Origin of the sequence: Nonomuraea sp. NPDC050383 (genome assembly GCF_044459125.1) — a bacterium.
Taxonomy (GTDB): domain Bacteria; phylum Actinomycetota; class Actinomycetes; order Streptosporangiales; family Streptosporangiaceae; genus Nonomuraea.
This window is the reverse complement of record NZ_JBITIP010000019.1, coordinates 1-23,610: the sequence shown is the minus strand read 5'-3', so window position 1 is coordinate 23,610 and position 23,610 is coordinate 1. Positions and strand designations below refer to the sequence as shown.

The following is a 23,610-nucleotide window of genomic DNA, read 5'->3' as shown; positions in this document are numbered from 1 at the left end:
TGCATGGAGGCCATCCGGGCGGGCGGCACCTTTGGGCACGCGTGCCCGGAAAGGGTAACCCCCATGCCAAGACGGTTGTTCAGCACGCTCCTGATCGTCGCCGTCGCCCTCGCGGCGGTCGTCGTCAGGATGGCGCCGGTGTCCGCCGTCGCCGCCGATCCCTACGCGTTCAAGAACGTCAGGATCGACGGCGGCGGCTTCGTCCCCGGCATCGTCTTCAACCCCACCGAGCGCAACCTCGTCTACGCCCGCACCGACATCGGCGGCGCCTACCGCTGGAACCAGTCCACCAAGTCCTGGACGCCGCTCCTCGACTGGGCCGGATGGGACAAGTGGGGCTACAACGGCGTGGTCAGCCTCGCCACCGACCCCGTCGACACCAACCGCGTGTACGTCGCGGCCGGCATGTACACCAACTCCTGGGACCCGAACAACGGCGCGATCCTGCGCTCCACGGACAAGGGCGCGACCTGGCAGGCGACGCCGCTGCCGTTCAAGCTCGGCGGCAACATGCCGGGCCGCGGCATGGGCGAGGCGCTGTCCGTCGACCCGAACAAGAACAGCGTCCTCTACCTCGGCACCCCCAACGGCAACGGCCTGTGGCGCAGCACCGACTACGGCGCCACCTGGGCCAAGGTGACGAGCTTCCCCAACGCCGGCGACTACGCCCAGGACCCGAGCGACCCCAACGGCTACCTGAGCCACCGGCCGGGCGTGGTCTGGGTGACCTACGACCCGCGCTCCTCCGCCAAGGGCGCCGCCACCAAGACGATCTACGTGGGCGTGGCCGACAAGGCCAACAGCGTCTACCGCACCACCGACGCCGGCGCGACCTGGCAGCGGGTGCCCGGCCAGCCGACCGGCTACCTGGCGCACAAGGGCGTGCTCGACACCGCCAACGGCTACCTGTTCATCGCCACCAGCGACACCGGCGGGCCGTACGACGGGGCCAAGGGCGACGTGTGGCGCTACGCCACCGCCACCGGCGTCTGGACCCAGGTCAGCCCGATCCCGTCGTCCAGCTCCGACGACTACTTCGGCTACAGCGGCCTGACCCTGGACCGGCAGAAGCCGGGCACGCTCATGGTCGCCACCCAGATCTCCTGGTGGCCGGACGTGATCTTCTTCCGGTCCACCGACTCGGGCGCCACCTGGACCCGCGTGTGGGACTGGACCTCGTACCCCAGTCGCAGCTTCCGCTACAAGCAGGACATCTCCGAGAACCCGTGGCTGACCTTCGGCGCCAACCCGCAGCCGCCCGAGGTGGCGCCCAAGCTCGGCTGGATGACCGAGTCGCTGGAGATCGACCCGTTCGACTCCAACCGCATGATGTACGGCACCGGCGCGACGCTCTACGGCACCGAGGACCTCACCAAGTGGGACTCGGGCGGCCAGTTCACCATCCGGCCCATGGCCAGGGGCCTGGAGGAGACCGCGGTGCTCGACCTGATCAGCCCGCCCAGCGGCGCCCCGCTGGTCAGCGGCCTCGGTGACATCGGCGGCTTCCGGCACACCAACCTGGACGCCGTGCCGCCGATGATGTTCACCTCACCCGTCTTCACCACGACCACCAGCCTGGACTACGCGGAGAAGTCCCCGTCGATCATGGTGCGGGCGGGGAACTTCAAGGACTCCGACCGTCCCAACGACAGCCACGTGGCCTTCTCCACGGACGGCGGCGCGAACTGGTTCCAGGGCACCGAGCCCGGCGGGATCGACGAGGGCGGCACGGTGGCCGCCGCGGCCGACGGCTCCCGCTTCGTGTGGGCGCCCAAGGGCGTCACCCCGGTCTACTCGGTGGGCTACGGCAACTCGTGGCAGCAGGCGCAGGGCCTGCCCACGGGCGCGATCGTCGAGTCAGACCGGGTCAACCCGATGACGTTCTACGGCTACAGCGGCGGGCGCCTCTACCTCAGCACCAACGGCGGCGCCACGTTCACCGCCACGGCCGCGACCGGCCTGCCCGCCACCGGCACGGTCCACGTCAAGGCGCTGCCCGGCAAGGAGGGCGACGTGTGGCTGGCCGGCGAGACGGGCCTGTTCCACTCCACGAACGGCGGCGCGGCCTTCACCCGGCTCGGCAACGTCTCCGGCGCGACCAACGTCGGCTTCGGCAAGGCGGCCCCCGGCCAGAGCTACCCGGCGGTGTTCGCGGTGGCCACGATCGACGGCGTCGCCGGCCTGTTCCGGTCGGACGACGCGGGCTCGGCCTGGGTGCGGATCAACGACGACAAGCACCAGTACGGCAACATGGGCGAGGCCCTGACCGGTGACCCGAGGATCTACGGCCGGGTCTACCTGGGCACGAACGGCCGCGGGATCATCTACGGCGACCGCACCGGCCCGACCCCGACGGTCACGCCCACCGTCACCCCCACCGTCACCCCGACCGTCACCCCGACCGTGACTCCCACGGTCACCCCGACCGTGACCCCGACGACGGGGAACGGGTGCACCGCCACCTACACCGTCGGCAACCAGTGGCCCGGCGGTTTCGGGGCCGAGGTCACGGTCAAGAACACCGGCTCCGCGGCCACCACCGGCTGGAAGGTCACCTGGACGTACGGCGGCGACCAGAAGATCAGCCAGCTGTGGAGCGGCACGCTGAGCCAGTCCGGCGCCGCCGTCACCGTGACCAACGCGGGCTACAACGGCGCCCTCCAGCCGAACGCGACCACCTCGTTCGGCTTCAACGCCACCTTCACCGGCACCAACACCAACCCGGTCGTGACCTGCGCGGCGTCGTGACCTGACAGGGGTGACCGGGACGGCCCGGTCACCCCTTGACCGCTCCGATGAGCACGCCCTTGGTGAAGTGCCGCTGCACGAACGGGTAGACGAACAGCACCGGCACCAGCGCGATCACCACGATCGACATCTGGATCGCCAGGTTCGGCGGCGGGCTCTGCCCGGCGGCCACCACGTCGGCGCTCTGGCCCACGAACATCGACTGGCCCTGGTAGACGTACTGCCGCAGCACGAGCTGGAGCGGCCACTTGGCCGTGTCGTTCAGGTAGAGCACGGCGTCGAAGAACGCGTTCCAGTACCCGACGGCGTACAGCAGCCCGATCACCGCGATCACGCCCCGGGACATCGGCAGCACGATCCGCCGCAGGATCGTGAACTCGCTCGCCCCGTCGATGCGCGCGCTGTCGGTGACCTCGCCCGGGATGCTCATGAAGAACGCCCGCATCACCACCAGGTTGAACGCCGTGACCGCCACCGGCAGGATCAGCGACCAGTACGAGTCGATCAGCCCGAGCCCGCTGACCACCAGGTACTTCGGGATCAGCCCCGGCCCGAACAGGAACGTCAGCAGGACCAGGAACAGCAGCGGGCGGTGCAGCAGCGAGCCGGGCCGCGACAGCCCGTACGCGGCGAGCGTGGTGACGGCCAGGCTGAGCAGCGTGCCCACCACCGTCACGCCCAGGCTCACCAGCACGGCCCGCGTCACCACGCCGCCGGCGAACAGCTCCTCGTAGGCGGCGAACGACAGCTCGCCCGGCACGGTCACCAGGCCGCCCGCCCGGGTGACCTCCTCCTGTGTCGACAGGCTGGTCACCACCACCATGTACACGGGGAAGACGACGGCGACGACGATCGCGGCCAGCACGGCCGTCTTCCCCGTCCGGCCGATCACGGTGGGCCGCTCCGCCCAGGATGCCGCATTCATGATCTCTTGTAGATTCCCTGCTCGCCGAACCGGTGGGCGACCTTGTTGGCCACCAGGATGAGGATGAGCCCGACCACGCCCTTGACCAGGCCCGCCGCCGCGCCGTAGCTCCACTCGCCGGTCAGCAGCGTGCGCCAGTAGACGAACGTGTCGAGCACCTCGGCCGCGTCGCGGCCCACCGCGTCGCGCTGGATGAAGAACTGCTCGAAGCCGACGTTGAGCGCGTCGCCCAGCCGCAGGATGAGCAGCAGGATGACCACCGGGCGCAGGCCGGGCAGCGTGACGTGCCACATGCGCCGCAGGCGGCCGGCGCCGTCCACCGCCGCCGCCTCGTACAGGTTCTGGTCGATCGCGGCGAGCGCGGCCAGGAAGATGATGGCGCCCCAGCCGGCGTCCTTCCAGATGGTCTCGCTGGTGACGAGCAGCAAGAACGTATCCGGATTTGTCATGATGTCGAGGCCGGAGTGGCCGTGGTCGCGCAGGATCTGCGCCAGCAGCCCGGCCCCGCCGAACATCTGCTGGAACAGCGTCACGACCAGCACCCACGAGAAGAAGTGCGGCATGTACACGATGCTCTGGAGCAGCAGCCGCAGCCGGGGCCGGATCACGCTGTCCAGCAGGAGCGCCAGCACGATCGGCACCGGGAAGTAGAAGACGAGCTGGAAGGCGGTGATGGTCAGCGTGTTGAGCGTCGCGTCCCAGAAGCTCTCGTCCAGCATGAGCCACTGGAAGTTCGCGATCCCCACCCACGGGCTGTCCTTGACGCCCACGTACGGCGAGTAGTCCTGGAAGGCGATCACGTTGCCGAGCAGCGGCACGTAGTGGAAGACGATCAGCAGCCCGATCGCCGGGACCGTCATCAGCAGGAGCTGCCAGTCGCGCCGCAGCCGGGCCCGCAGGCTCGCCGGGCGGGCTGCGCCCGTGCCGCTCGCTGCTGTGGTGTCCGGGGCGGCGGGCGCGGTCAGGTCACCCGCCGCCCCGGAGTCTACGGAGTCCCTAAGCACGACCGTTGTCCTGCAGGACCTTCAGGTAGAACGCGCGGGCCTCGTCGCCGCCGTCGCGCCGCCACTCGGCCGCGATCTGCTTGACGTCGCTGACGGGCCGCCGCCCGCGCATGATGTCCGTGAACTTGTCCTCCGTCGGCACCTGCAGGCCCGCGAACTTGCCCGGCCGCTGGATCCGGATGCCGTCGAACGGGGTCTTCTCGATGTACGGGAACGAGGCGTTCTGCCAGGCCAGGTTGGCCCGCACCGCGTCCGGGAACGGCCAGTCCACGTACAGCGGGCGCCCGCCGAGGAAGCCGTAGGTGTAGGCGACCTCCTTGGTGCCGAGCTCGGTCGGCTTGGGCACGCCGTCGGAGCCGAGCTCGAAGTGCTTGCCCTTGACCCCGTAGGTGGACAGCTCGTACTCCTTGGTGCCGTACGGCGCCGCGCACCAGTCGAGGATCGACAGCAGCTCCTCCACCTGCGCCTCGGGCAGGCCCTTCTTGATGAAGGTGAAGATGCCGGCCGCGTTGTTGTGGTACATGATCGGCTTGCTGCCGTCGTGCGAGAAGAGGGGGAAGACGCCCATCGCGAAGCCGGGGTTCTTGGGCCGGTGCTGCTGGAGCAGCTCCTTCCAGCCGCCGAAGCCGTCCCGGTAGATCACGATCTGGCCCGCGCCGATGAGCTCCTTCTCGTTGGCGCCCTTGCTGCTGGTGACGCTCGGGTGGATCAGCTCCTCGGCGAACAGCTTGCGCATCCAGGCGAGCATGAGCTCGAACTCGGGCGTCTCGTACTTGTGGACCAGCTTGCCGCCCTCGTAGCGCCACTCCTGCGGCACCTTGAAGATCGGCCAGGCCATCTCGTGGATGTCGCCGAACGCCCACCGCTTGGCCTTCGCGTCGGTGATCTCCTTGCCGAGCTGGTAGAGCTCCTCGGCGTTCTTGGGATTCTGGTTCCAGCCGTTCTTGTCGAACAGGTCCTTGCGGTAGAGCAGCCCGTACGGGTACGGCTCGGTGGGGTACGGCACCGCCATCAGCTTGCCGTTCCACACCGACCACTGCCAGGCGGCCGTGGGCAGGTTGGCCAGCAGCGCGTACGTCTTGACCCGGTCGCCCTGGAGGTACGGCGTCAGGTCCTCGAAGGCCTGGTCGACGGCCTTGTTGAAGTCGGCCATCTTCTCGATCTCCCAGTTCGGGATGACCATGAGGTCCGGGATGTCGCGGGCCGCGAGCCGGGCGATGGCCTTGTCGACGTACGTGACGCCGTCGGTGATCTGGAACTCCACGGTGGCGCCGATGTCGGCGTTGACCGCCTGGAAGTAGGAGTTGCTCGCCAGGCCGGGCGGCGGAGGGCCCCACAGCGGGGTCATGGCCTTGTAGCTGCCGCCCTTGCCGGCCTTTCGGGCGAGCGCGGGCACCGGGTCGGCCGGGTAGGAGCTGAACCCGCCGCTGATGTCGGGGACGCCGGGCAGGTTGGACGTGGTGCCGGGCAGGTCGGGCTTGACGCCGGCGAAGGGCACGTAGGTGGGCGTGAGGGTCTTGAGCTTGTCCCCGGCGGCGGCGGTGGCGCCGCCGGAGCCGGGCCGGGGGGTGCTGGGCGCGCTGCAGGCCGACAGCATCCCCGCTGCCGTCAGGCCCACCAGTCCGAGGAATCCGCGCCGGGTGGTCGAAGCGCCTTGAGCGGGAAGTGTCACGGCGCGCTCCCTTCGCCTGTTCAGGGGTTGTCGAGGCAGGTGACATCGCGGTTAGAATTAGTTCGTCTTCCGACCAAACAAATTAGTGGAGTGTGACCGCGGCCACAAGGGAGCGCCCGGGTCACAGGTTGGTGAAGGGCGCCCGCGATACGGCATGCTGGGGACACCTCCTTGGCGGGAACGGGGCTGATTTTGATCACATCCACGACCGGCCCTCAGCCGGCCGACTTCGCCGATGTGCGCGCGACCAACCTCGCGGTGGTGCTGCGCTTCGTGCGCGAGCACGCGCCGTGCTCGCGCGCCGACATCGCGGCCTCGACCGGGCTGAACAAGGCGACGGTCTCCAGCCTCGTCGCCGACCTCATCGACCGCCGTCTGGTGCGGGAGACCGGCCTCACCGAGAACCGCGTCGGCCGCCCGGCCACGATGCTCGTCCTCGACGGCTCGCCGTACGCCGCCATCGGCATCGAGATCAACGTCGACCACGTCTCCGCGGTCGCCACCGGCCTCGCGGGGGAGCGGCTGCTCACCTGGCGCCGCGCCTTCGCCGCCGGCGGGTCCGCCAGCCAGGACGTGGCCGCCGTCGCCGCCATCGTCAGGCGCGTCGTCGCCCGCATGGCCCGCGAGGAGCGGCAGGTGCTCGGACTGGCCGTGGCCGTGCCCGGCCTGGTCGACGTGCAGGGCGTCGTGCGCATCGCGCCCAACCTCGGCTGGCGCGACGCCGACCTCGCCGGCGACCTGGCCAAGGCGCTCCGCGATCCCGGCTTCGCCGTCCAGGTGGACAACGACGCCAACCTCGCCGCCCTGGCCGAGCAGCGCTTCGGCGCCCGCGCCGGCGCCGCCGACCTCGTCTACCTGACCGGCGAGATCGGGGTGGGCGCCGGCATCATCCTCGACGGGCGGCTGCGCCGCGGCGGCCTCGGCTACAGCGGCGAGATCGGCCATGTGCAGCTCGACCCCGACGGCCCCGCGTGCCGCTGCGGGCGCCGCGGCTGCCTGGAGGCCGTCGCCGGCATCGGCGCCATCCTGCGCCGCGACCTGTCGCCGAGCCAGATCCCCGTCGAGATCGAGGACGCCGTACGCTCCGCCCGCGCCGGCCACCCCGGCACCCTGGCCGCCCTCGACGCCGCCGGCCGCGGCCTCGGCCGGGGCGTGTCCGTCCTGGCCAACCTGCTCAACCCCGAGGTCGTCGTCCTCGGCGGCTACTACGTGCCGCTCGCGCCGTGGCTGCTGCCGGCGGTGCGGGAGGAGGTGTCGGGCCGGGCGATCGCGCCGGGGGGAGGGGGCTGCGAGGTCGTGGCCTCGACGCTCGGCCTCGACGCGGCGGCGCTGGGCGGCGCGGCCCGGGTGCTCGACTCGGTCGACTCGGGCCGGCTGCCCGGCGCAATATCGCGAATCTCCTGACCTGACTCTTGACCTCGGTCACGGGGACGGGCACCCTTCAGGGAACCCCCCGAAATCCCCCCGTAACTTCCCCGGCCGGTCGTCGAAGCGCTTCGACAGTCTCAGAGGGATGGCCATGCACGAACCCTTCCGCGCCCCCTTGCGCGACCTCCCCCGCGACGTCTCCCACGACCTCCCTTCTGATCTCTCTGTTTTCCGGGACCCCGGCGCCCCGCTTCGGGAACGCGTCGCCGACCTGGCCCGTAGGCTCACCCTCGACGAGAAGCTCGGCCTGCTGCACCAGTACCAGGCACCCGTCGAGCGGCTCGGCCTCGGCCCGTTCCGCACCGGCACCGAGGCGCTGCACGGGCTCGCCTGGCTCGGCCCCGCCACCGTCTTCCCGCAGGCCATCGGCCTCGCCTCCACCTGGGACCCCGAGCTGGTGCGCCGGGTCGGCGAGGCCACCGGCGACGAGGTGCTCGCCTTCCACCACAAGGACCCGTCCGGCGCCGGGCGCAACGTCTGGGCGCCGGTGGTCAACCCGCTGCGCGACCCGCGCTGGGGCCGCAACGAGGAGGGCTACTCCGAGGACCCCTGGCTGACCGGCCTCATGGGCGAGGCGTATGCCCATGGGCTTCGTGGGAGCGATCCCACGGTGCTGCGCACCGCCCCCACCCTCAAGCACTTCCTCGCGTACAACAACGAGACCGACCGCTGCTCCACCTCCAGCAACCTGCCGCCGCGCGTCCTGCACGAGTACGAGCTGCCCGCCTTCCGGCCCGCCATCGAGAGCGGCGCCGCCGTCGCTGTCATGCCGTCGTACAACCTGGTCAACGGCCGGCCCGCGCACCTCAGCCCGCTGATCGAGCGGGTCCTGCGCGCCTGGGCGCCCGACGACCTCCTCGTGGTCAGCGACGCCTACGCCCCCGCCAACCTGACCGGCGTCCAGGGTTACCACGAGACCCTGCCCGAGGCGTACGCGCACGCCGTCAAGGCCGGGCTCGACAGCTTCACCCAGGACGACGACCGGCCCGAGGCCACGCTCGGCCACCTCCGGGAGGCGGTGCGCCGCGGCCTGCTCACCGAGGCCGACGTGGACCGGGCCGTCCGGCACGTCCTGTCGATCCGGTTCCGGCTCGGCGAGTTCGACCCCGCCACGCCGTACGACGACGTCACCGAGGAGGTCGTCAACTGCCCCGCGCACCAGGACCTCGCCCGGGAGGCCGCGCGGCGCTCCATCGTGCTGCTGGCCAACGACGGGCTGCTGCCCCTCGGACCCGTCACCAGGGTCGCGGTCATCGGACAGCTCGGCGACACGCTCATGGAGGACTGGTACAGCGGCACGCTGCCGTACTCCGTGACCGCCCGCGCCGGGCTGGCCGAGCGGTGCGCGATCGTGTTCTGCGAGGGCGTGGACCGGGTGACACTCACCGCCGAGGCCGGGCCCGTGACCGCCGACCCGGCCGGCGGGCCGCTGAGCGTCGCGGCCGGCTCCGGAGGCTCGGCGGACCTGTTCGACGTGTTCGACTGGGGCGGCGGCGCCTACGCGCTGCGGGCCGCCGCCACCGGCCGCTTCGTGTCGGCCGAGGACGGGGTGCTCGTCAACGACCAGCCCGGCCCCAACGGCTGGGAGGTGCGCCAGACGTTCCGCGTCGAGGACCGGCCACGCGGCCTGCTCGCCCTGCGGCACATCGCCACCGGCTGCTACGTCGGCCTCGGTGACGACGGCGTGCTCCGCCTCGTGGACGACGCCGACCGGGCCGCATGGCTGGCCATGGACGTGGTCAGGAGCGGCGCCCGGCAGGCGGCGGAGCTGGCCGCGGGCGCCGACGTCGCCGTCGTCGTGGTCGGCGACCACCCGCTGGTCAACGGCCGCGAGACCGAGGACCGCACGAGCCTCGCCCTCGCCCCGGCCCAGGACGCCGTCCTCGCCGCCGTCCGCGCCGCCAACCCGCGCACCGTCATGGTCGTCACCAGCGGCTACCCCCTCACCTGGACCACCCCGGACGTGCCCGCCGTGCTGTGGTCGGCCCACGGCGGCCAGGAGTACGGCCACGCCCTGGCCGAGGTGCTGTTCGGCGACGCCGACCCCGAGGGCCGGCTCACCCAGACGTGGTACCGCTCGGCCCAGGAGCTGCCCGACCTGCTCGACTACGACATCATCACGGCCGACGCCACCTACCTGTACTTCCGCGGCACCCCGCTCCACCCGTTCGGGCACGGCCTCAGCTACACCACCTTCGGCTTCGCCGACCTGGGCGTCCGGCTCGTGGACGGGGTGGTGACCGCCGAGGTCACGGTCACCAACACCGGCGCCCGCGAAGGCGTCGAGGTCGTCCAGTTCTACACGCGCCAGCGGCGCTCCCGCGTCAAACAGCCGCTGCGCCGGCTGCGCGGCTTCGAGAAGGTGCGGCTCGCGCCCGGCGAGAGCCGCACCGTGACGCTCCGCCTGCCGGTGGAGGAGCTGGCGTTCTGGGACGTGACGCGGGGCCGGCTCGTCGTGGAGGACGCGCCGCACCGGCTCATGGTCGGCCGCAGCGCCACCGACCTGCGGCTGTGCGCCGACTTCGAGGTGCCCGGCGAGACCGTACCGCCCCGCACCGGGCCGCTGCGGGCCGTGGACCACGACGAGTACGACGCGGTCGCGTTCGTGGACGCCGACCCGGTCGAGGGCGAGGCGGTCCGCTCGGAGGTCGAGGGCGCCTGGATCGCGTTCCGGCAGGTGGACCTGGCCGGCACCGCCTCGTGCGCGGTGACGGCCGGCTCGGCCGAGGGCGGAGTGATCACCCTGCGGCTCGGTGACCCCCTCTACGGCGAGGCGCTGGCCGCCTTCCCCGTGCCCCGCACCGGCCGCCACGCCCTCCAGACCCTCACCGCACCGCTTGCGGGTCCCGGCGGGGTCCACGATGTTTATGTCGTGTTCGAGAACGACGGCGTCACGCTCGCCGGCCTCACCTGGGGGCCGGCCGGCCCGTCCAACGGCGGAGCGGGCGATTGAGCGGGCGCGCCGTCACCATCGCCGAGGTCGCCCGGCACGCCGGCGTCGCCGTCAGCACCGTCTCGTACGTGCTCAGCGGCAAGCGGACCATCTCGGCCGACACCCGCAGGCGGGTGCTCGACAGCATCAGCACGCTCGGCTACCACCCGCACGCCGGAGCCCGCTCCCTGGCCAGCAAGCGGTCCAACGTGATCGCCCTGGTGCTGCCGTTACGAGCCGGCATGCACGTGCCGGTCCTCATGCGCTTCGCCACCGCCGTGGTGACGGCCGCCCGCAGCTTCGACCACGACGTGCTGCTGCTGACGGCCGACGAGGGCCCCGAGGGCATCCGGCGGGTGGCGGCCAGCGCGCTCGTCGACGCCCTCGTCCTCATGGACGTCGAGCTGCACGACCGCCGCGCGCCGCTGCTGAGGGAGCTGGCCGAGCCCAGCGTGCTCATCGGCTTCCCCGCCGAGCCCGCCGGCCTCACCTGCGTCGACCTGGACTTCGCCGCCGCCGGCGCCCGCTGCGTCGCCCACCTCGCGGAGCGGGGACACCGGCAGATCGCGCTGCTGGGCGCCCCGCACGTCGTCTACGACCGGGGCACGGGCTTCGCCCGCCGTACCAGGGAGGGCTTCACCGAGGCGGTCGCCGCGCACGGGCTGGACGGGCTCGCGCTGCCGTGCGAGGAGACGTTCGACGAGGTCCACACGACCATCACCCGCCTGCTCGCCGAACGGCCGGCGCTGTCGGGCCTGGTCGTCCACAACGAGTCGGCCGTCAACCACGTGCTCGGCGCGCTGCGCCAGCTCGGGCGGCGGGTGCCGGAGGACGTCGCCGTGGTCGCCATCTGCCCGGACGACGTGGCCGAACGCGCCAGCCCCCCGCTCACCTCGGTCCTGATCCCGGCGGAGGAGGTCGGCAGGGAGGCGGTGCGCCTGGTGATGGAGAAACTCGAAGGCCGCCAGGTCCCGGACGCCACCCTCCTCCCACCCCACCTCGCCATCCGCTCCAGCACCTGACCAGGCCGGGCACTCTTCGGGGTCGCGGGGCCGGCCGGGACGGCGGACCCGTGGCGGCCCCGGCCGGCTATGCCGCCACCCCCTCGTCCAGTTCCAGCCGGGAGCCGGTGAAGGAGGCCCGCAGGCGCCGATCGTGCGTCACGACGACCAGCGCGCCGTCGTAAGAGACGAGCGCCTCCTGCAGTTGCTCCACGAGCATCGGCGACAGGTGGTTGGTCGGCTCGTCCAGCAGCAGCACGTCCACGGGCTCGCTCACCAGCCGTGCCAGCTCGATCCGGCGCCGCTGCCCGTAGGACAGCTCTCCGACGCGCAGCCCCAGGTCCGACGGCCGGAACAGCCCCAGGGCGAGCAGCGCGTCCGCGTGCTCGTCCAGGCTCCCGAGCCGTCCATGCGCGTAGGCCCGCAGCACGGTCCACTCCGCCGCCCCGGCCGGCCCGTCCTGCCGAAGACCCTTGGCCCGGCCGGCCGGCCGCGTGTCGCCGGTGTCCGGCTCGTCCTGCCGGAAGAACCCGGCCCGGCCGGCCCGCCGTACCTCGCCCGCGTCCGGCCGCAGCTCTCCGGCGAGTACGCGCATCAGCGTGGTCTTGCCCGCCCCGTTCGGACCGGTGACGAGCAGCCGCTCACCGGCGTGGACGGCCAGGGACTCCAGGCGGAGCCGCCCCGCCACTTCCACGCCGTCGAGCGTGACCACTTCGGTCCCGGCGGCGGCTCCCGAGGTGGCGAGGGCGGCGGTGAAGCGCAGCGGCTCGGGCGGCGGCAGCGCCGGGCGCTCGGTGAGCCACCGTAGCCGCTGCTGCGACTGCCGGATGCGCCCGGCGGCCCCGTGTGTACGCGAGCGGGCCCGCCAGGTCCCGGTCCCCATGCCCGCCTTGGGCGTCTTGCGCGGGATGGCCGAGAGTCGCCCCGCGTTGGCCGCCACCAGCGTGGCATGCCGGTCCAACTCCGTCTTCCACTCCTCGTGGGCCCGCGCCTGTGCGGCGCGTTCGGCGGCCTTGGCCGCCAGGTATCCGGCGTACCCGTCGCCGTAGCGGCGCACCTGCCCGTCGGCGACCTCCAGGATGGCGGTGGTCACCCGCTCCAGGAACACCCGGTCGTGCGTGATCGCCACGACCGTGCCCCGGTGGGCGCGCAGGCGCTGTTCGAGCCAGGCCACCGCCCGGTCGTCCAGGTCGTTGGTCGGCTCGTCGAGCAGCAGCAGCTCAGGAGCGGATGCCAGCGTGGCGGCCAGGGCGAGCCTGGAGCGCTCGCCACCGGAGAGCGTGCCCAGCGGGCGGCTCCGGTCCAGCCGGGGCAGCCCCAGCCCGTGCAGCGCGACGTCCACACGAGCGTCGGCCTCGTAGCCGCCCCGCGCCTCGAACTCCGCCACCAGGCGCGCGTAGACGTCCAGCGCCGGCAGGCCCGAGCAGGCCTCCGCCCCCGGGTGGACATCCTGGCCGGCGCGCGCCTCCGTGCCGGTCTCCGCGAGTGACCGCTCGGCTGCCCGCATCCGGGCTTCGAGCTCTCGCAGGTCCGCCAGCGCCAGATCGACGGCATCGGCCACCGTCGCGTGCGGCGGCAGCGCGAGCGACTGCGGCAGGTAGCCGACGCCGCCGGGCGCGACGACCACGAGCTCGCCGTTGTCCGGCCGTTCGGCGTCCGCCATGAGCCTGATCAGCGTGGACTTTCCCGAACCGTTGTCGCCGATCACCCCGATCCGCTCGCCGGACTTGATGGTGAGTGACACACGGTCCAGGACGACGCGGGTGCCGTAACGCTTGGTGATCTCGGTCAGTGCCAGTTGGGCGGCGGTACGTATGGGGCCCATCTCCTCTTCTCGGCGCGGTTGACTCCTCGGGTCCACAACTCGGCTCGTTCCCGACGCGTGGACTGACGCCCGCCTCAGCCCGGAGCCTGCCGGCTGAGGTGCTCCCAGGCCCGGTACTCCTCCGCGCGGGCCTGGTCCATCTGCTGGACCATGTCGTAGGAGGCGCCGCCGACGATCAGCCGCAGCGGCGGCTCCGCCAGGCCGGCCAGCTCCATGACCACCGGCGCCGCGGTGCTCGGGTCGGGACCGGCGTCCTCGCCCCACATCTCGGCCAGCCTGGCGCGCAGCGCCTCGTACTCCGGGAGTGGCTCTGTCGTCGTGGTGCCCCGCGTGAACAGGTCCGTGCCGTACCCGCCCGGCTGCACGATCGTCACTTTGATCCCGAACGGCGCCACCTCCATGGCCAGCGCCTGGCTCACCGAGTCGAGCGCGCTCTTGCTCGCCGCGTAGAAACCGACGGACGCGAACCCGCCGCCGGTCCCCATCGAGGTGACCTGCAGGATGTGGCCGGACCCTTGCGCCCGCAGGTACGGCACGACGGCCTGGGCCACCCAGACGGCACCGAAGAAGTTGACCTCGAACTGGGCGCGGATCTGCTCCTCGGTGGCCTCCTCCACCATGCCGAACAGCATCGTGCCGGCGTTGTTGACCACGATGTCCAGCCGTCCGAACGCCTGCGCCGCCCGGTCCACCACGTCCCGCACGGCCGCGCGGTCGGAGACGTCCAGCGTCAGCCGTACGAGGCTGTCGGGGTGCGCGGCGGCGAGGTCGCCGAGCGGGCCGAGGTCGCGCGCGGCGGCCACGACGCGGTCCCCGGCGGCGAGCGCCGCCTCGGCGAAGGCCCGGCCCAGGCCTCTGGAAGCGCCGGTGATGAACCATACGCGGGGGGTTGTCACGTGGTCTCCTCGCATTCATGAGACGAGACGGTTCGCCTCGTGAAAGCAGAGTCTGCAGGCGCGACGCCCCGATGTCAAGACGAAACGTATCGTCTCGTTTGGTGGTATGCTTGGGGCGTGCCCAACCCCAGAACACCCAACCCCGCCCGCCGCAACGAGCGATCCCGGCGGGCCGTCCTCGACGCCGCGCGCGATCTGGTCTCCGAGCTCGGTTACGCCAAGGTGACGATCGAGGCCATCGCCGCCCGGGCGGGAGTCGGCAAGCAGACCATCTACCGCTGGTGGCCGTCCAAGGGGGCGGTGATCTTCGACTCGTTCCTGGTGCTCAGCGAGGGCGGGGAGGGCGTTCGGCTGCCCGACACGGGCGACCTCGAGGCCGACCTCAAGACGGTCATGCGGGCGACCGTCGCCGAGTTCGCGGACCCGGCGTTCGAAGCACCCGTCAGGGCGCTCAACATGGAGATCATCGGCGATCCCACCCTGGCCGCCATGTATCGCGAGAAGTTGGCCGGCCCCGTCGACGAAGCCAAGAAGGAACGGCTCCGCAGCGGCCGGCGAGCAGGCCAGCTGGCCGCGGACGCCGACCTCGATCTGGTGCTGGAAGTGCTGTACGCCCCTCTCTACCAGCGCTGGCTGCTCCGCTCCGGGCCGCTCACCCCGGAGTACGCCGACGCGCTCGTGGAGACCACCCTTCGCGCGTTCCGCCCCGAGTAGCCTGAGCGGCCATGCGGCCACCGACCCACCTGCACGACCTCCTGGTCGCGGCTCCGGTCCTTCCGCGGGGCGCGGGCACCTGACTTTGGTCAGGGCCAAGGGGTGCCGAAGGGAGGGTCACACCGGGCCGGCCGGCCTTCTACAGTCCCTGGGGAGCGGGATGACCAGGGGAGGGGCGGATGGCGGGCGGGCGGCGGCGGGCTGCAAGCATGCCTGATGTGCGTGATGTGCTCCCCCAGCCGCGGCAACCCGAGCCGGGGCTCCCTCGGACGGAACCTCCCCGGCTGCGGCGGCCCGCCCTGGCGGCCCGGCTCGTCAGGCGCCTGGTGTCCCGGCAGGTCAGTCGCGTGACGGGCCGGCTCGGAAGGCATCGGGGCGTCGTCCTGTGGCTGCTGCTCGCCATACCCGCCCTCGCGGGTGCCCTCGTCCTGGAGGGACGCGAGGCGCTCGTCTCGGCCGCCGGCCTGCCGCTGCTCGGCGTCGCCGTGACCGTGCGCCGGCGGTGGCCGCTCGTGGCGCTGGCCGTGCCCGTCGCGCTCGGGCTGGCGCTCGACGTGGAGCTGCTCGCCGCGCCGTACTGGCCGGCGCTCGCGGTCCTCGCCTTCCTGGCCGGCGGCCGGGTGGCGGCCCGGCCGGTGCTGTGGTTCTTCGCCGCCGTCGGGGCCGCGGGGCTGCCGTTGTGCGCGTTCCTGTCGCCGGACCGGCTGTGGGGCTGGTCATCGCTGCTGATCATCCTGCTGCTTGTCGTTGTGGTGCCGTGGCAGCTCGGCCGGTACCGCCGGCAGTACGCCGCCCTCGCCCGCGCCGGATGGCGGCTGGCCGACCGCATGGAGCGCGAGCAGCGGGCCGTCGCCGCGCAGGCCCGCATGCGCGAGCGGGCCCGCATCGCGGGCGACATGCACGACTCGCTCGGGCACGACCTGACCCTCATGGCCATGCGGGCCGCCGCGCTCCAGCTCGACCCCGCGCTGGACCCCCGGCACCAGGCCGTGGCGGCGGAGCTGCGTGCGGCCGCCGCCGAGGCGACCGAGCGCCTGCGCGACATCGTCGGAGTCCTGCGCACCGACGACGACCGGCCGGGCGACGATCAGCTTCACGATCAGCTTCACGACGGCGAGCAGGGGGACGATGGGAGTGGAGGTGGGCGGTCCGCCGCCGGGAGCCCGCTCGCGCTGGTCCGACGGGCCCGCGCCGCCGGTCTCGCCGTCGACCTGGAACGCCTGGACGACCTCGCCGGCCTGCCCCCCATGACCGCCCTGGCCGCGCACCGCGTCGTCCAGGAGGCCCTGACGAACGCCGCCAAGCACGCCCCCGGCGCGCCCGTGCGCGTCCGGGTGTCCCGCGAGGGCGGCACGCTGCTGGTGACCGTCGCCAACGGGCCCGCCGACGCCTCCGGTCCCGTGGCGCGCGCCGTGTCGGGCGGTGCCGGGCTGGTGGGCCTGGACGAGCGGGTACGGCTGGCGGGCGGCGCGCTGCGCGCGGGTCCCGTACCGGGAGGAGGGTTCGAGGTCGTGGCCGAGCTGCCCACCGAGGCGAACACGGCGGCGCGCCCGGCCAGCGAGCCCGTCCGCGGCACGTCCGCGACCGAGCTGGCCCGGGCGGAGCGGGAGGTGCGCCGCGGCCTGGCGCAGACCGTGATGGTGCCGCTGGCGGTGCTGGCCGGCATCCTGCTGCTAATGATCCCCGTCTGGCTGCTCAGCTCGTCGCTGTCCGTCCTGCCGCGCGACACGTACGACGGGCTGACGGTGGGCGCCACGCGCGGTGAGGTGGAGGCGCATCTGCCCGCGGTGACCATGGACGGCCCGCCCGACGGCGCCCCGCCGCCCCCGGCCGGTGAGAGCTGCGTGTACTACACCGTGCGGGCCTTCGACGACGACGCCTACCGGCTGTGCTTCGCGGGCGACCGGCTCCGTTCCAAGGCCGTGGTCGGCCAGCGGGAGTGAGGGCGGAGACGTGACGGCGGGAGTGAGGGCGGAGACGTGACGGCGGGAGTGAGGGCGGAGACGCGACGGGCGCGCCCTCCGGAGGGGACGCGCCCGATCATGCGGTGAGACGTGCCGGCTTACCAGTCGCCGCCGCCGCCGAAGTCGCCACCACCGAAGTCGCCGCCGCCGAAGTCGCTCCAGCCGCCGCCACCGCCGCCGAGGTCGCCGCCGCCACCGCCGCCGAAGTCGCCACCGCCGCCGCCGAAGTCACCGCCGCCGCCGTCGGAGTAGCCGGCGCCGTAGCCGCCGAAGCCGCCGTGGAACATGCTGCCCATCATGGTGCCGATGAACATGCCGGTCATGACGTCGCCGAAGCCGCCGTAGTAGCCGTAGGCGTACGGCTGGTAGGCGGGGCCGGCGTCGTAGTAGGGCCGGCGCTCGCCGTTGACCATGACCTCGCGCATCTGCGGGTCGAAGCCGCGCTCGACGGCCTCGGCGTCGGCCGCGCAGGCGGGCACGTCGCGCACCGCGCCGCCGGCCGGGGCCCAGCGGACGTCGCGCACCGACGGGCCGTGCTGCGGGTTGAAGAAGCAGGGCGCGCGCCGCTCGGGCACGGGCTGGTTGTTGACCCTGGCCTTCACCACGGCCAGCGCGTAGCGGCCGTCCTCCAGCGTCTGGGTGACCTCGCGCACCTGGTCGGCCCGCTGGACCGCGGCGAGCTGCGTCTTGGCCTTCTCGTAGGCGTCGAGCGCCTGCTGCCACTCGTGGATGTTGGTGCCGCCCTGACCGGCCAGGGTGACGTCCGTGTCGAGCCCGGTGATCTCCTCGCCGAACTTGGTGACGTCCTCCTCGACGGTCTGCTTGACCGCGGCCAGGTCCTTGGCGTCCTGGATGGCCTGCTTCTTCTTCTTGTTCTTGGAGTAGAGGAAGTAGCCGCCGCCGCCGACCAGCGCGATCGCGCCGAGGCCGACGAGCACGCCGGAGCCGCCGCCGTCGCCGCCCACCGGGCCGGAGTCGAGTGCGGACCTCTTGCCCTCGGCCATCAGGTTGACCCGGGAGACGAAGTCGTCGATGCCGGCGGCCATGTCGTCCTTGTGGTTGCGCACGGCCAGCTTGGACAGCCGGTCGGTGGCGCCGGACCCGCCGAAGTTGGACATGGCGAACATCGAGGTGCCGTCGAGCACGACCACGGTCACCTGACCGCCGCCCTTGGCCTGAACGGTGGCCTGGCCGAGCCCGCTGACGTACCCCTTGGGGTCGGTCACGGAGCCGTCGGGCAGCGCGGCGACGTAGACGTCGCTCTTGGAGTCCTTCAGCGTCTCGCGGATGGCGGACTGCTGGTCCGACGTCAGCGGCGAGCCGGACTCCACGTAGAGGGGGTCCTTCTTGTCCTTCCAGTAGGACACGACGGACTGCGCGTCAGGCGGCGCCGCCGCCGCGGTTGCCGCGGGGGAGAGTGCGAGAACGACGAGCAGACCGGCGAACAGAGCCGCGATCGCGGCCCCGGTTCGGCGCAGCGAATGCATCATGGGCAGCAAGCCTCCTTCGCCCTTGAGGACGAACGGGCGATCGGCGAAGTTCCTCACTGGGGCACGTTACTTGTTTCGTACGGACGGGTGCGCCGCGTGACGGCGCCTTCCCGGGACCCTCTACCCGGAGGTCCGCAGGTCAGGCGTCCTTGATCTCGCAGATTGTCGCGCCGGAGGTGACCGCCTGGCCGACTGCGGCGCCGAGGCCGGTGATCGTGCCGGACTTGTGGGCGGCCAGCGGCTGCTCCATCTTCATGGCCTCCAGCACCACGACGGTGTCGCCCTCGGCCACCGTGTCACCGTCGCTCGCGACGACCTTGACGATCGTGCCCTGCATGGGGCTGACCAGGGCGTCGCCGCCCGCCGCCGTCTTCTGCGCGCCGCCGCCGCGCTTGGGACGCCGTCCGGTGGCCGGGGAGGAGGCGGTGGTGGCCGCGCCGAGGCCGGCGGGGAGCACGACCTCCAGGCGCTTGCCGCCGACCTCGACCGTCACGCTCTCGCGGGCGGCGGGCTCGGCGGCTGCCTGCTCGCCGTCGTACGGCGCGATCGTGTTGTCGAACTCGGTCTCGATCCACCGCGTGTGGACGGAGAACGGCTCGGCGGTGAAGGCCGGGTCGGACACGATCGCCCGGTGGAACGGCAGGACGGTCGGCATGCCGCCGATCTCGAACTCGGCCAGGGCACGGCGGCTGCGCTCCAGCGCCTCCCGCCGGGTGCGTCCCGTGATGATCAGCTTGGCGATGAGCGAGTCGAACGTGCCGGGCACGGTCATCCCGGCCTCGTAGCCGGAGTCGAGCCGGACGCCCGGCCCGGACGGGGCGCGCAGCACGGTCAGCGTGCCGGGGGCGGGCAGGAAGCCGCGGCCGGCGTCCTCGGCGTTGATACGGAACTCGATCGAGTGGCCGCGCAGCACCGGGTCGTCGTAGCCGAGCGGCTCGCCGTCGGCGATGCGGAACATCTCGCGCACCAGGTCGATGCCCGACACCTCCTCGGTGACCGGGTGCTCGACCTGGAGGCGGGTGTTGACCTCCAGGAAGGAGATCGTGCCGTCCTGGCCGACGAGGAACTCGCAGGTGCCCGCGCCGACGTAGCCGGCCTCCCGCAGGATGGCCTTGGAGCTGGAGCGGAGGATCTCCATCTGCTCGTCGCTGAGGAACGGCGCGGGCGCCTCCTCGACGAGCTTCTGGTGGCGGCGCTGGAGAGAGCAGTCGCGGGTGCTGACGACGACCACGCCGCCGTGCCGGTCGGCCAGGCACTGGGTCTCGACGTGGCGGGGCCGGTCGAGGTAGCGCTCGACGAAGCACTCGCCGCGGCCGAAGGCGGCCACGGCCTCGCGCACGGCCGACTCGTACAGCTCGGCGACCTCCTCGATGCGGCGGGCCACCTTGATTCCGCGCCCGCCGCCGCCGTACGCGGCCTTGATGGCGATCGGCAGGCCGTGCTCCTCGGCGAACGCGACGACCTCGGCGGCGCCGGAGACGGGGTCCTTGGTGCCGGCGACCAGCGGGGCGCCGACCTTCTGCGCGATGTGCCTGGCCCGCACCTTGTCGCCGAGCGCGGCGATGGCGGCGGGCGGCGGGCCGATCCAGGTCAGGCCCGCGTCGATCACGGCCTGCGCGAAGTCGGCGTTCTCGGACAGGAATCCGTATCCGGGGTGGACGGCGTCGGCGCCGGAGCGGCGCGCGACGTCCAGCAGCTTGCCGATGTCGAGGTAGGTCTCGGCGGGGGACCGGCCGCCCAGCGCGTACGCCTCGTCGGCCGTTCTGGCGTGCAGGGAGTCGAGGTCCTGGTCGGCGTAGACGGCCACGCCGGCGATGCCGGCGTCCTTGCAGGCGCGGGCCACGCGCACGGCGATCTCGCCGCGGTTGGCGATGAGAACCTTCTGCACCGACGTTCGTCCTTCCTCGACGGGCACTCAACGGAGTCTAGGTGCCGGCCACCGGCTCCCCCCAGGTGCCCCGAGCCGCACGGGGAAACCGAATGATCCTCTGGACGACCATAGCCGCTCGGCATAACAGGGGCGATGGGCCCCCGCGGCGCGCCTATGGTGAGTGCGCTATCACGACGATCCAGGAGGTATGCATGGGCCAGAACCTGCTCGGTGGCGACCCCGCGGAAATGCAGTCGATGGCGACGCAGTTCACCCAGCAGTCGGAGGCGGTGCGCACCACGATGACCGCTCTCGACCGCGAGGCGGCGAAGGTCGGCACGGCCTGGACCGGCCAGGGTGCCATCCGTTTCCAGGGAGCCTGGCAGAACTACCGGACCGCCTTCCAGCGGATGACCGAGGAGCTGCAGGAGGCCGCCCGGGTCATCAATACCTACCGCGGCAACATCGAGTCCGCGACCCGCTGAACGAAGAGCTTCGCGAAGGCCCCGGCGCGAGCCGGGGCTTTTCGTTGTGTACGGAAGCATGCGTGAATGGGGCGCCGCCGTGAATCTGCGGTAACGAACCCGATGCCGCTGGATCACGAATTCATCAACGCCGGGCACCGGATCTCGCGGGAGGGCGGAGGGTCCGGGCACCGCCGGGCCCGTCACCTGGATGTCCGTGAAAGGTCGCCCGCGCGTGGCCTCGCGAAGGGCTTCTCGCCCACGGAAGCGTCGGCGGGCGATTGCCGGACGCCGGACCGAAACTACTGATACAAAAGTGACAGAATTCGGCTAAATATGCCTCACGTCATGCTTTGACCTGAAGGGAAGTAAGATGCACCCTCTGCGGCCGGGGGACCCTGAGCGGTTGGGCGAGTACGCCGTCATCGGGCGGCTCGACGGGAGCCCGCGAGGTACCACCTTCCTCGGTCAGGAGGCCGACGACGCGTCCCTGCGGGTGATCAAGCTGCTGCCCCCTGTGCCGGGGGCGGGACCGGAACAGGCGCAGCGGTTCACCGCCGTCCGGCGTATTTCCTCCGCGTCCGTGGCCAAGGTGCTGGACGCGGGCCTGCACGAGGAGCGGCCGTACGTCGTCCGGGAGCACATCGAGGGCCGCAGCCTCGCCGAGGCCGTCGCGGCCGACGGCCCGATCACCGGCGACGCCCTGGAGCGCATCGCGGTGGGCGTGCTCACCGCCCTGACCGCCGTCCACCTGGCCGGCATCACGCACCGCGGCCTCACCCCGCACAACGTGATCCTCGGCACGGACGGCCCGGCGGTGACCGACGTCGACCTCGGCGAGGCCGCCGGTGACATCGATTACCGCGCGCCCGAGCAGATCAGGGGCCTGGGGTACGGCCCGTACGCCGACGTGTTCGCCTGGGCGGCCGTCGTCGCCTTCGCGGCCACCGGCCGGCCTCCCTTCGGCCACGAGGAGGAGGCGGTGCTCAACGGCGCGCCGGACCTCGACGGCCTGCCGGAGCCGCTGCGCCGGGTGGTGCTGACGGCGCTGTCCAAGGAAGTGGCGCAGCGCCCGACCACCTACACCGCGCTGCTCCAGCTCCTCGGCGACAAGGGGAGCGAGGACGGCGCCGCCGTGCAGGCGGGCGGCATCGCCCCGGTCGCGCCGGTGCCGCCGCAGGAGCGGACCGAGCTCCTGCCGCCCGCGCAGCTGCCGCTCGAAGGGGTGCCCGTCCAGCAGCCCGGCGCGTGGGGTCCGCCCTCCGCGCATCAGCCGCCGCTGGAGGGCGTGCCCGTCCAGCAGCCGGGCGCGTGGGGTCCGCCGCCCGAGCAGCAGGCCGGACCCTCGTGGGGGCCGCCGCAGGACCAGCAGCAGGTGTGGCGCGTCCCGCAGCAGGGGGAGAGGACGACCGTCCGACGCAGGCCGTTCCCGGTCGGGCTCGCCGCGGCGGTCGCCGCCGTCGTGCTCGTGTCGGGTGTGGGCCTGTGGGGGGCGAGCCAGTACGCGGACGTGCGCCTTCAGACGGTCGCCGCGGGCTCCGCCACGCCGACCGGCGACAAGAACGTGCTGAGCGGCCTGGGCAAGGCGCTGGGGCCGCAGCAGGAGGTGGGGCAGCCCGGGCAGCCGGGGCAGCCCGACCCGCAGCAGTCGCAGCCGGAGGTGACGGTCCCCTGGGCCGACACGCCGAGTGCCGATCCGACGGGGATCGCGCCCATCGAGCTGACGACGGACTGGCCGTCGGACGGCGCGCCCACGCCGGAGCTGAGCTCGGTGCCGACGCCCGCGCCTGTCGTCACGCAGCCGGTCACGCCGCCGACGGGCCAGCCCACGGTCAGCCAGCCCACGGTCAGCCAGCCCACGGCGAGCGCGGAGCAGACCAGGTCGCGGTCCGCCAGGCCCACTCAGGAGCAGTCGCCGACCAAGGAGCCCGAGCGCAGCAAGGACCCCCAGCCGACGAAGGAGCCCGAGCCGAGCAAGGAGCCGACGAAGGAGCCGGAGCCGAGCAAGGAGCCCACCAAGGAGCCCGAGCCGAGCAAGGAGCCGACGAAGGAGCCCACCAAGGAGCCGACGAGGGAGCCGGAGCCGACGCCGACCAGGACGACCCAGGCTCCGAAGCCGACGCCCACGAAGACGACCCAGGCTCCGAAGCCGACGCCGACCAAGACGACCCAGGCTCCGAAGCCGACGCCGACCAAGACGACCCAGGCTCCGAAGCCGACGCCGACCAAGACCACCGAGGCTCCGAGGACGAACCCCCACAGCCCCACCTCGGTGTGCGGCTCCGGGTATTACGTCCAGCGGTCCAGCTCGTTCGCGGGCGGTACGACGTACCAGCTCTACAACAACAGCAGCGGTCAGAACTGTGTGGTCACGCTCAAGACCACGGATATCGGCAAGAAGACCCCCGTCAGCGCCACCTTGGACGTGCAGGGCGGCGGCAGCAAGACCGACAGCGGCAACTTCGACTACTACGCCGGCCCGGTGTATCTCCCGGCCAAGGGCAAGTGCGTGAAGTACTCGGGCAGCGCCGGCGGCGGCAGCACCAGCGCCGGCTGGGCCAACTGCGGCTGAGCCGCCCGTCCGGCACGCCGGGCGGGGGGGGGGGGGGGGGGGGGGGGGGGGGGGGGCCGGCGCGGGGGGGGGGGGGGGGGGCCCGCCCCCCCCCCCCCCCCAGGG

15 protein-coding genes are annotated in these 23,610 nt (G+C 72.6%); 8 read left to right on the top strand and 7 right to left on the bottom strand.

Annotation, left to right across the window (positions count from 1 at the left end; genetic code table 11):
• Window positions 1–63 precede the first annotated feature (63 nt).
• Window positions 64–2,748 (top strand): cellulose binding domain-containing protein, encoded by a 2,685-nt coding sequence (locus ACIBG4_RS34415; protein ID WP_397205752.1) that lies wholly within the window; start codon window positions 64–66, stop codon window positions 2,746–2,748.
• Between the two features lie 28 nt (window positions 2,749–2,776).
• On the opposite strand, the gene ACIBG4_RS34410 is transcribed toward ACIBG4_RS34415, so the two are convergent.
• The 3 genes from ACIBG4_RS34410 to ACIBG4_RS34400 are packed head-to-tail and all read right to left on the bottom strand — an operon-like array spanning window position 2,777 to window position 6,349.
• Window positions 2,777–3,673: a carbohydrate ABC transporter permease gene (locus ACIBG4_RS34410; protein WP_397205750.1), complete on the bottom strand. Its 897-nt coding sequence runs from the start codon at window positions 3,671–3,673 to the stop codon at window positions 2,777–2,779.
• Window positions 3,670–4,677, bottom strand: a complete 1,008-nt coding sequence (locus ACIBG4_RS34405; protein WP_397205748.1) for an ABC transporter permease — start codon at window positions 4,675–4,677, stop codon at window positions 3,670–3,672. Before ACIBG4_RS34405 ends, ACIBG4_RS34410 begins: the two co-directional genes overlap by 4 nt.
• Entirely contained in the window at window positions 4,670–6,349 is a 1,680-nt protein-coding gene (locus ACIBG4_RS34400; protein WP_397205746.1) for an extracellular solute-binding protein, read from the bottom strand. Before ACIBG4_RS34400 ends, ACIBG4_RS34405 begins: the two co-directional genes overlap by 8 nt.
• Window positions 6,350–6,541: 192 nt before the next feature.
• On the opposite strand from ACIBG4_RS34400, the gene ACIBG4_RS34395 reads away from it, so the two are divergent.
• The 3 genes from ACIBG4_RS34395 (at window position 6,542) to ACIBG4_RS34385 (ending at window position 11,731) form a co-directional block, all read left to right on the top strand.
• Window positions 6,542–7,753 (top strand): ROK family protein, encoded by a 1,212-nt coding sequence (locus ACIBG4_RS34395; protein ID WP_397205744.1) that lies wholly within the window; start codon window positions 6,542–6,544, stop codon window positions 7,751–7,753.
• Window positions 7,754–7,868: 115 nt separating this feature from the next.
• Window positions 7,869–10,730 carry a glycoside hydrolase family 3 C-terminal domain-containing protein gene (locus ACIBG4_RS34390; RefSeq protein ID WP_397205742.1) on the top strand — a complete coding sequence of 954 codons (2,862 nt, stop codon included), beginning with the start codon at window positions 7,869–7,871 and terminating at the stop codon, window positions 10,728–10,730.
• A complete protein-coding gene (locus ACIBG4_RS34385; RefSeq protein WP_397205740.1) occupies window positions 10,727–11,731 on the top strand; it encodes a LacI family DNA-binding transcriptional regulator in 1,005 nt (334 codons plus the stop codon). The genes ACIBG4_RS34390 and ACIBG4_RS34385 overlap by 4 nt, the downstream gene beginning before the upstream one ends.
• A 67-nt stretch (window positions 11,732–11,798) precedes the next feature.
• On the opposite strand, the gene abc-f is transcribed toward ACIBG4_RS34385, so the two are convergent.
• The gene (gene abc-f / locus ACIBG4_RS34380; RefSeq protein ID WP_397205738.1) at window positions 11,799–13,535 is read right to left on the bottom strand and encodes a ribosomal protection-like ABC-F family protein; all 1,737 of its coding nucleotides are present in this window, start codon (window positions 13,533–13,535) and stop codon (window positions 11,799–11,801) included.
• Window positions 13,536–13,609: 74 nt separating this feature from the next.
• On the bottom strand, window positions 13,610–14,431 hold the full coding sequence (locus ACIBG4_RS34375; protein WP_397205736.1) for an SDR family NAD(P)-dependent oxidoreductase: 822 nt from the start codon (window positions 14,429–14,431) through the stop codon (window positions 13,610–13,612).
• A 117-nt stretch (window positions 14,432–14,548) separates the two neighbouring features.
• Between ACIBG4_RS34375 and ACIBG4_RS34370 the strand changes: the two genes are divergently transcribed.
• On the top strand, window positions 14,549–15,145 hold the full coding sequence (locus ACIBG4_RS34370; protein WP_397205734.1) for a TetR/AcrR family transcriptional regulator: 597 nt from the start codon (window positions 14,549–14,551) through the stop codon (window positions 15,143–15,145).
• A gap of 218 nt (window positions 15,146–15,363) precedes the next feature.
• Window positions 15,364–17,088 (top strand): sensor histidine kinase, encoded by a 1,725-nt coding sequence (locus ACIBG4_RS34365; protein ID WP_397205732.1) that lies wholly within the window; start codon window positions 15,364–15,366, stop codon window positions 17,086–17,088.
• A gap of 119 nt (window positions 17,089–17,207) precedes the next feature.
• On the opposite strand, the gene ACIBG4_RS34360 is transcribed toward ACIBG4_RS34365, so the two are convergent.
• Both ACIBG4_RS34360 and ACIBG4_RS34355 read right to left on the bottom strand, forming a co-directional pair.
• Window positions 17,208–18,599 carry a hypothetical protein gene (locus tag ACIBG4_RS34360; protein ID WP_397205730.1) on the bottom strand — a complete coding sequence of 464 codons (1,392 nt, stop codon included), beginning with the start codon at window positions 18,597–18,599 and terminating at the stop codon, window positions 17,208–17,210.
• Between the two features lie 139 nt (window positions 18,600–18,738).
• Complete coding sequence (locus ACIBG4_RS34355; protein WP_397205728.1) at window positions 18,739–20,487, bottom strand: acetyl/propionyl/methylcrotonyl-CoA carboxylase subunit alpha; 1,749 nt, start codon at window positions 20,485–20,487, stop codon at window positions 18,739–18,741.
• A 194-nt stretch (window positions 20,488–20,681) separates the two neighbouring features.
• Here ACIBG4_RS34355 and ACIBG4_RS34350 point away from each other — a divergent pair, with 194 nt between their 5' ends.
• Window positions 20,682–20,954, top strand: coding sequence for a WXG100 family type VII secretion target (locus ACIBG4_RS34350; RefSeq protein ID WP_397205726.1), 273 nt, complete (start codon window positions 20,682–20,684; stop codon window positions 20,952–20,954).
• Between the two features lie 352 nt (window positions 20,955–21,306).
• Window positions 21,307–23,505, top strand: a complete 2,199-nt coding sequence (locus ACIBG4_RS34345) for a serine/threonine protein kinase (RefSeq protein WP_397205724.1) — start codon at window positions 21,307–21,309, stop codon at window positions 23,503–23,505.
• Window positions 23,506–23,610 lie beyond the last annotated feature (105 nt).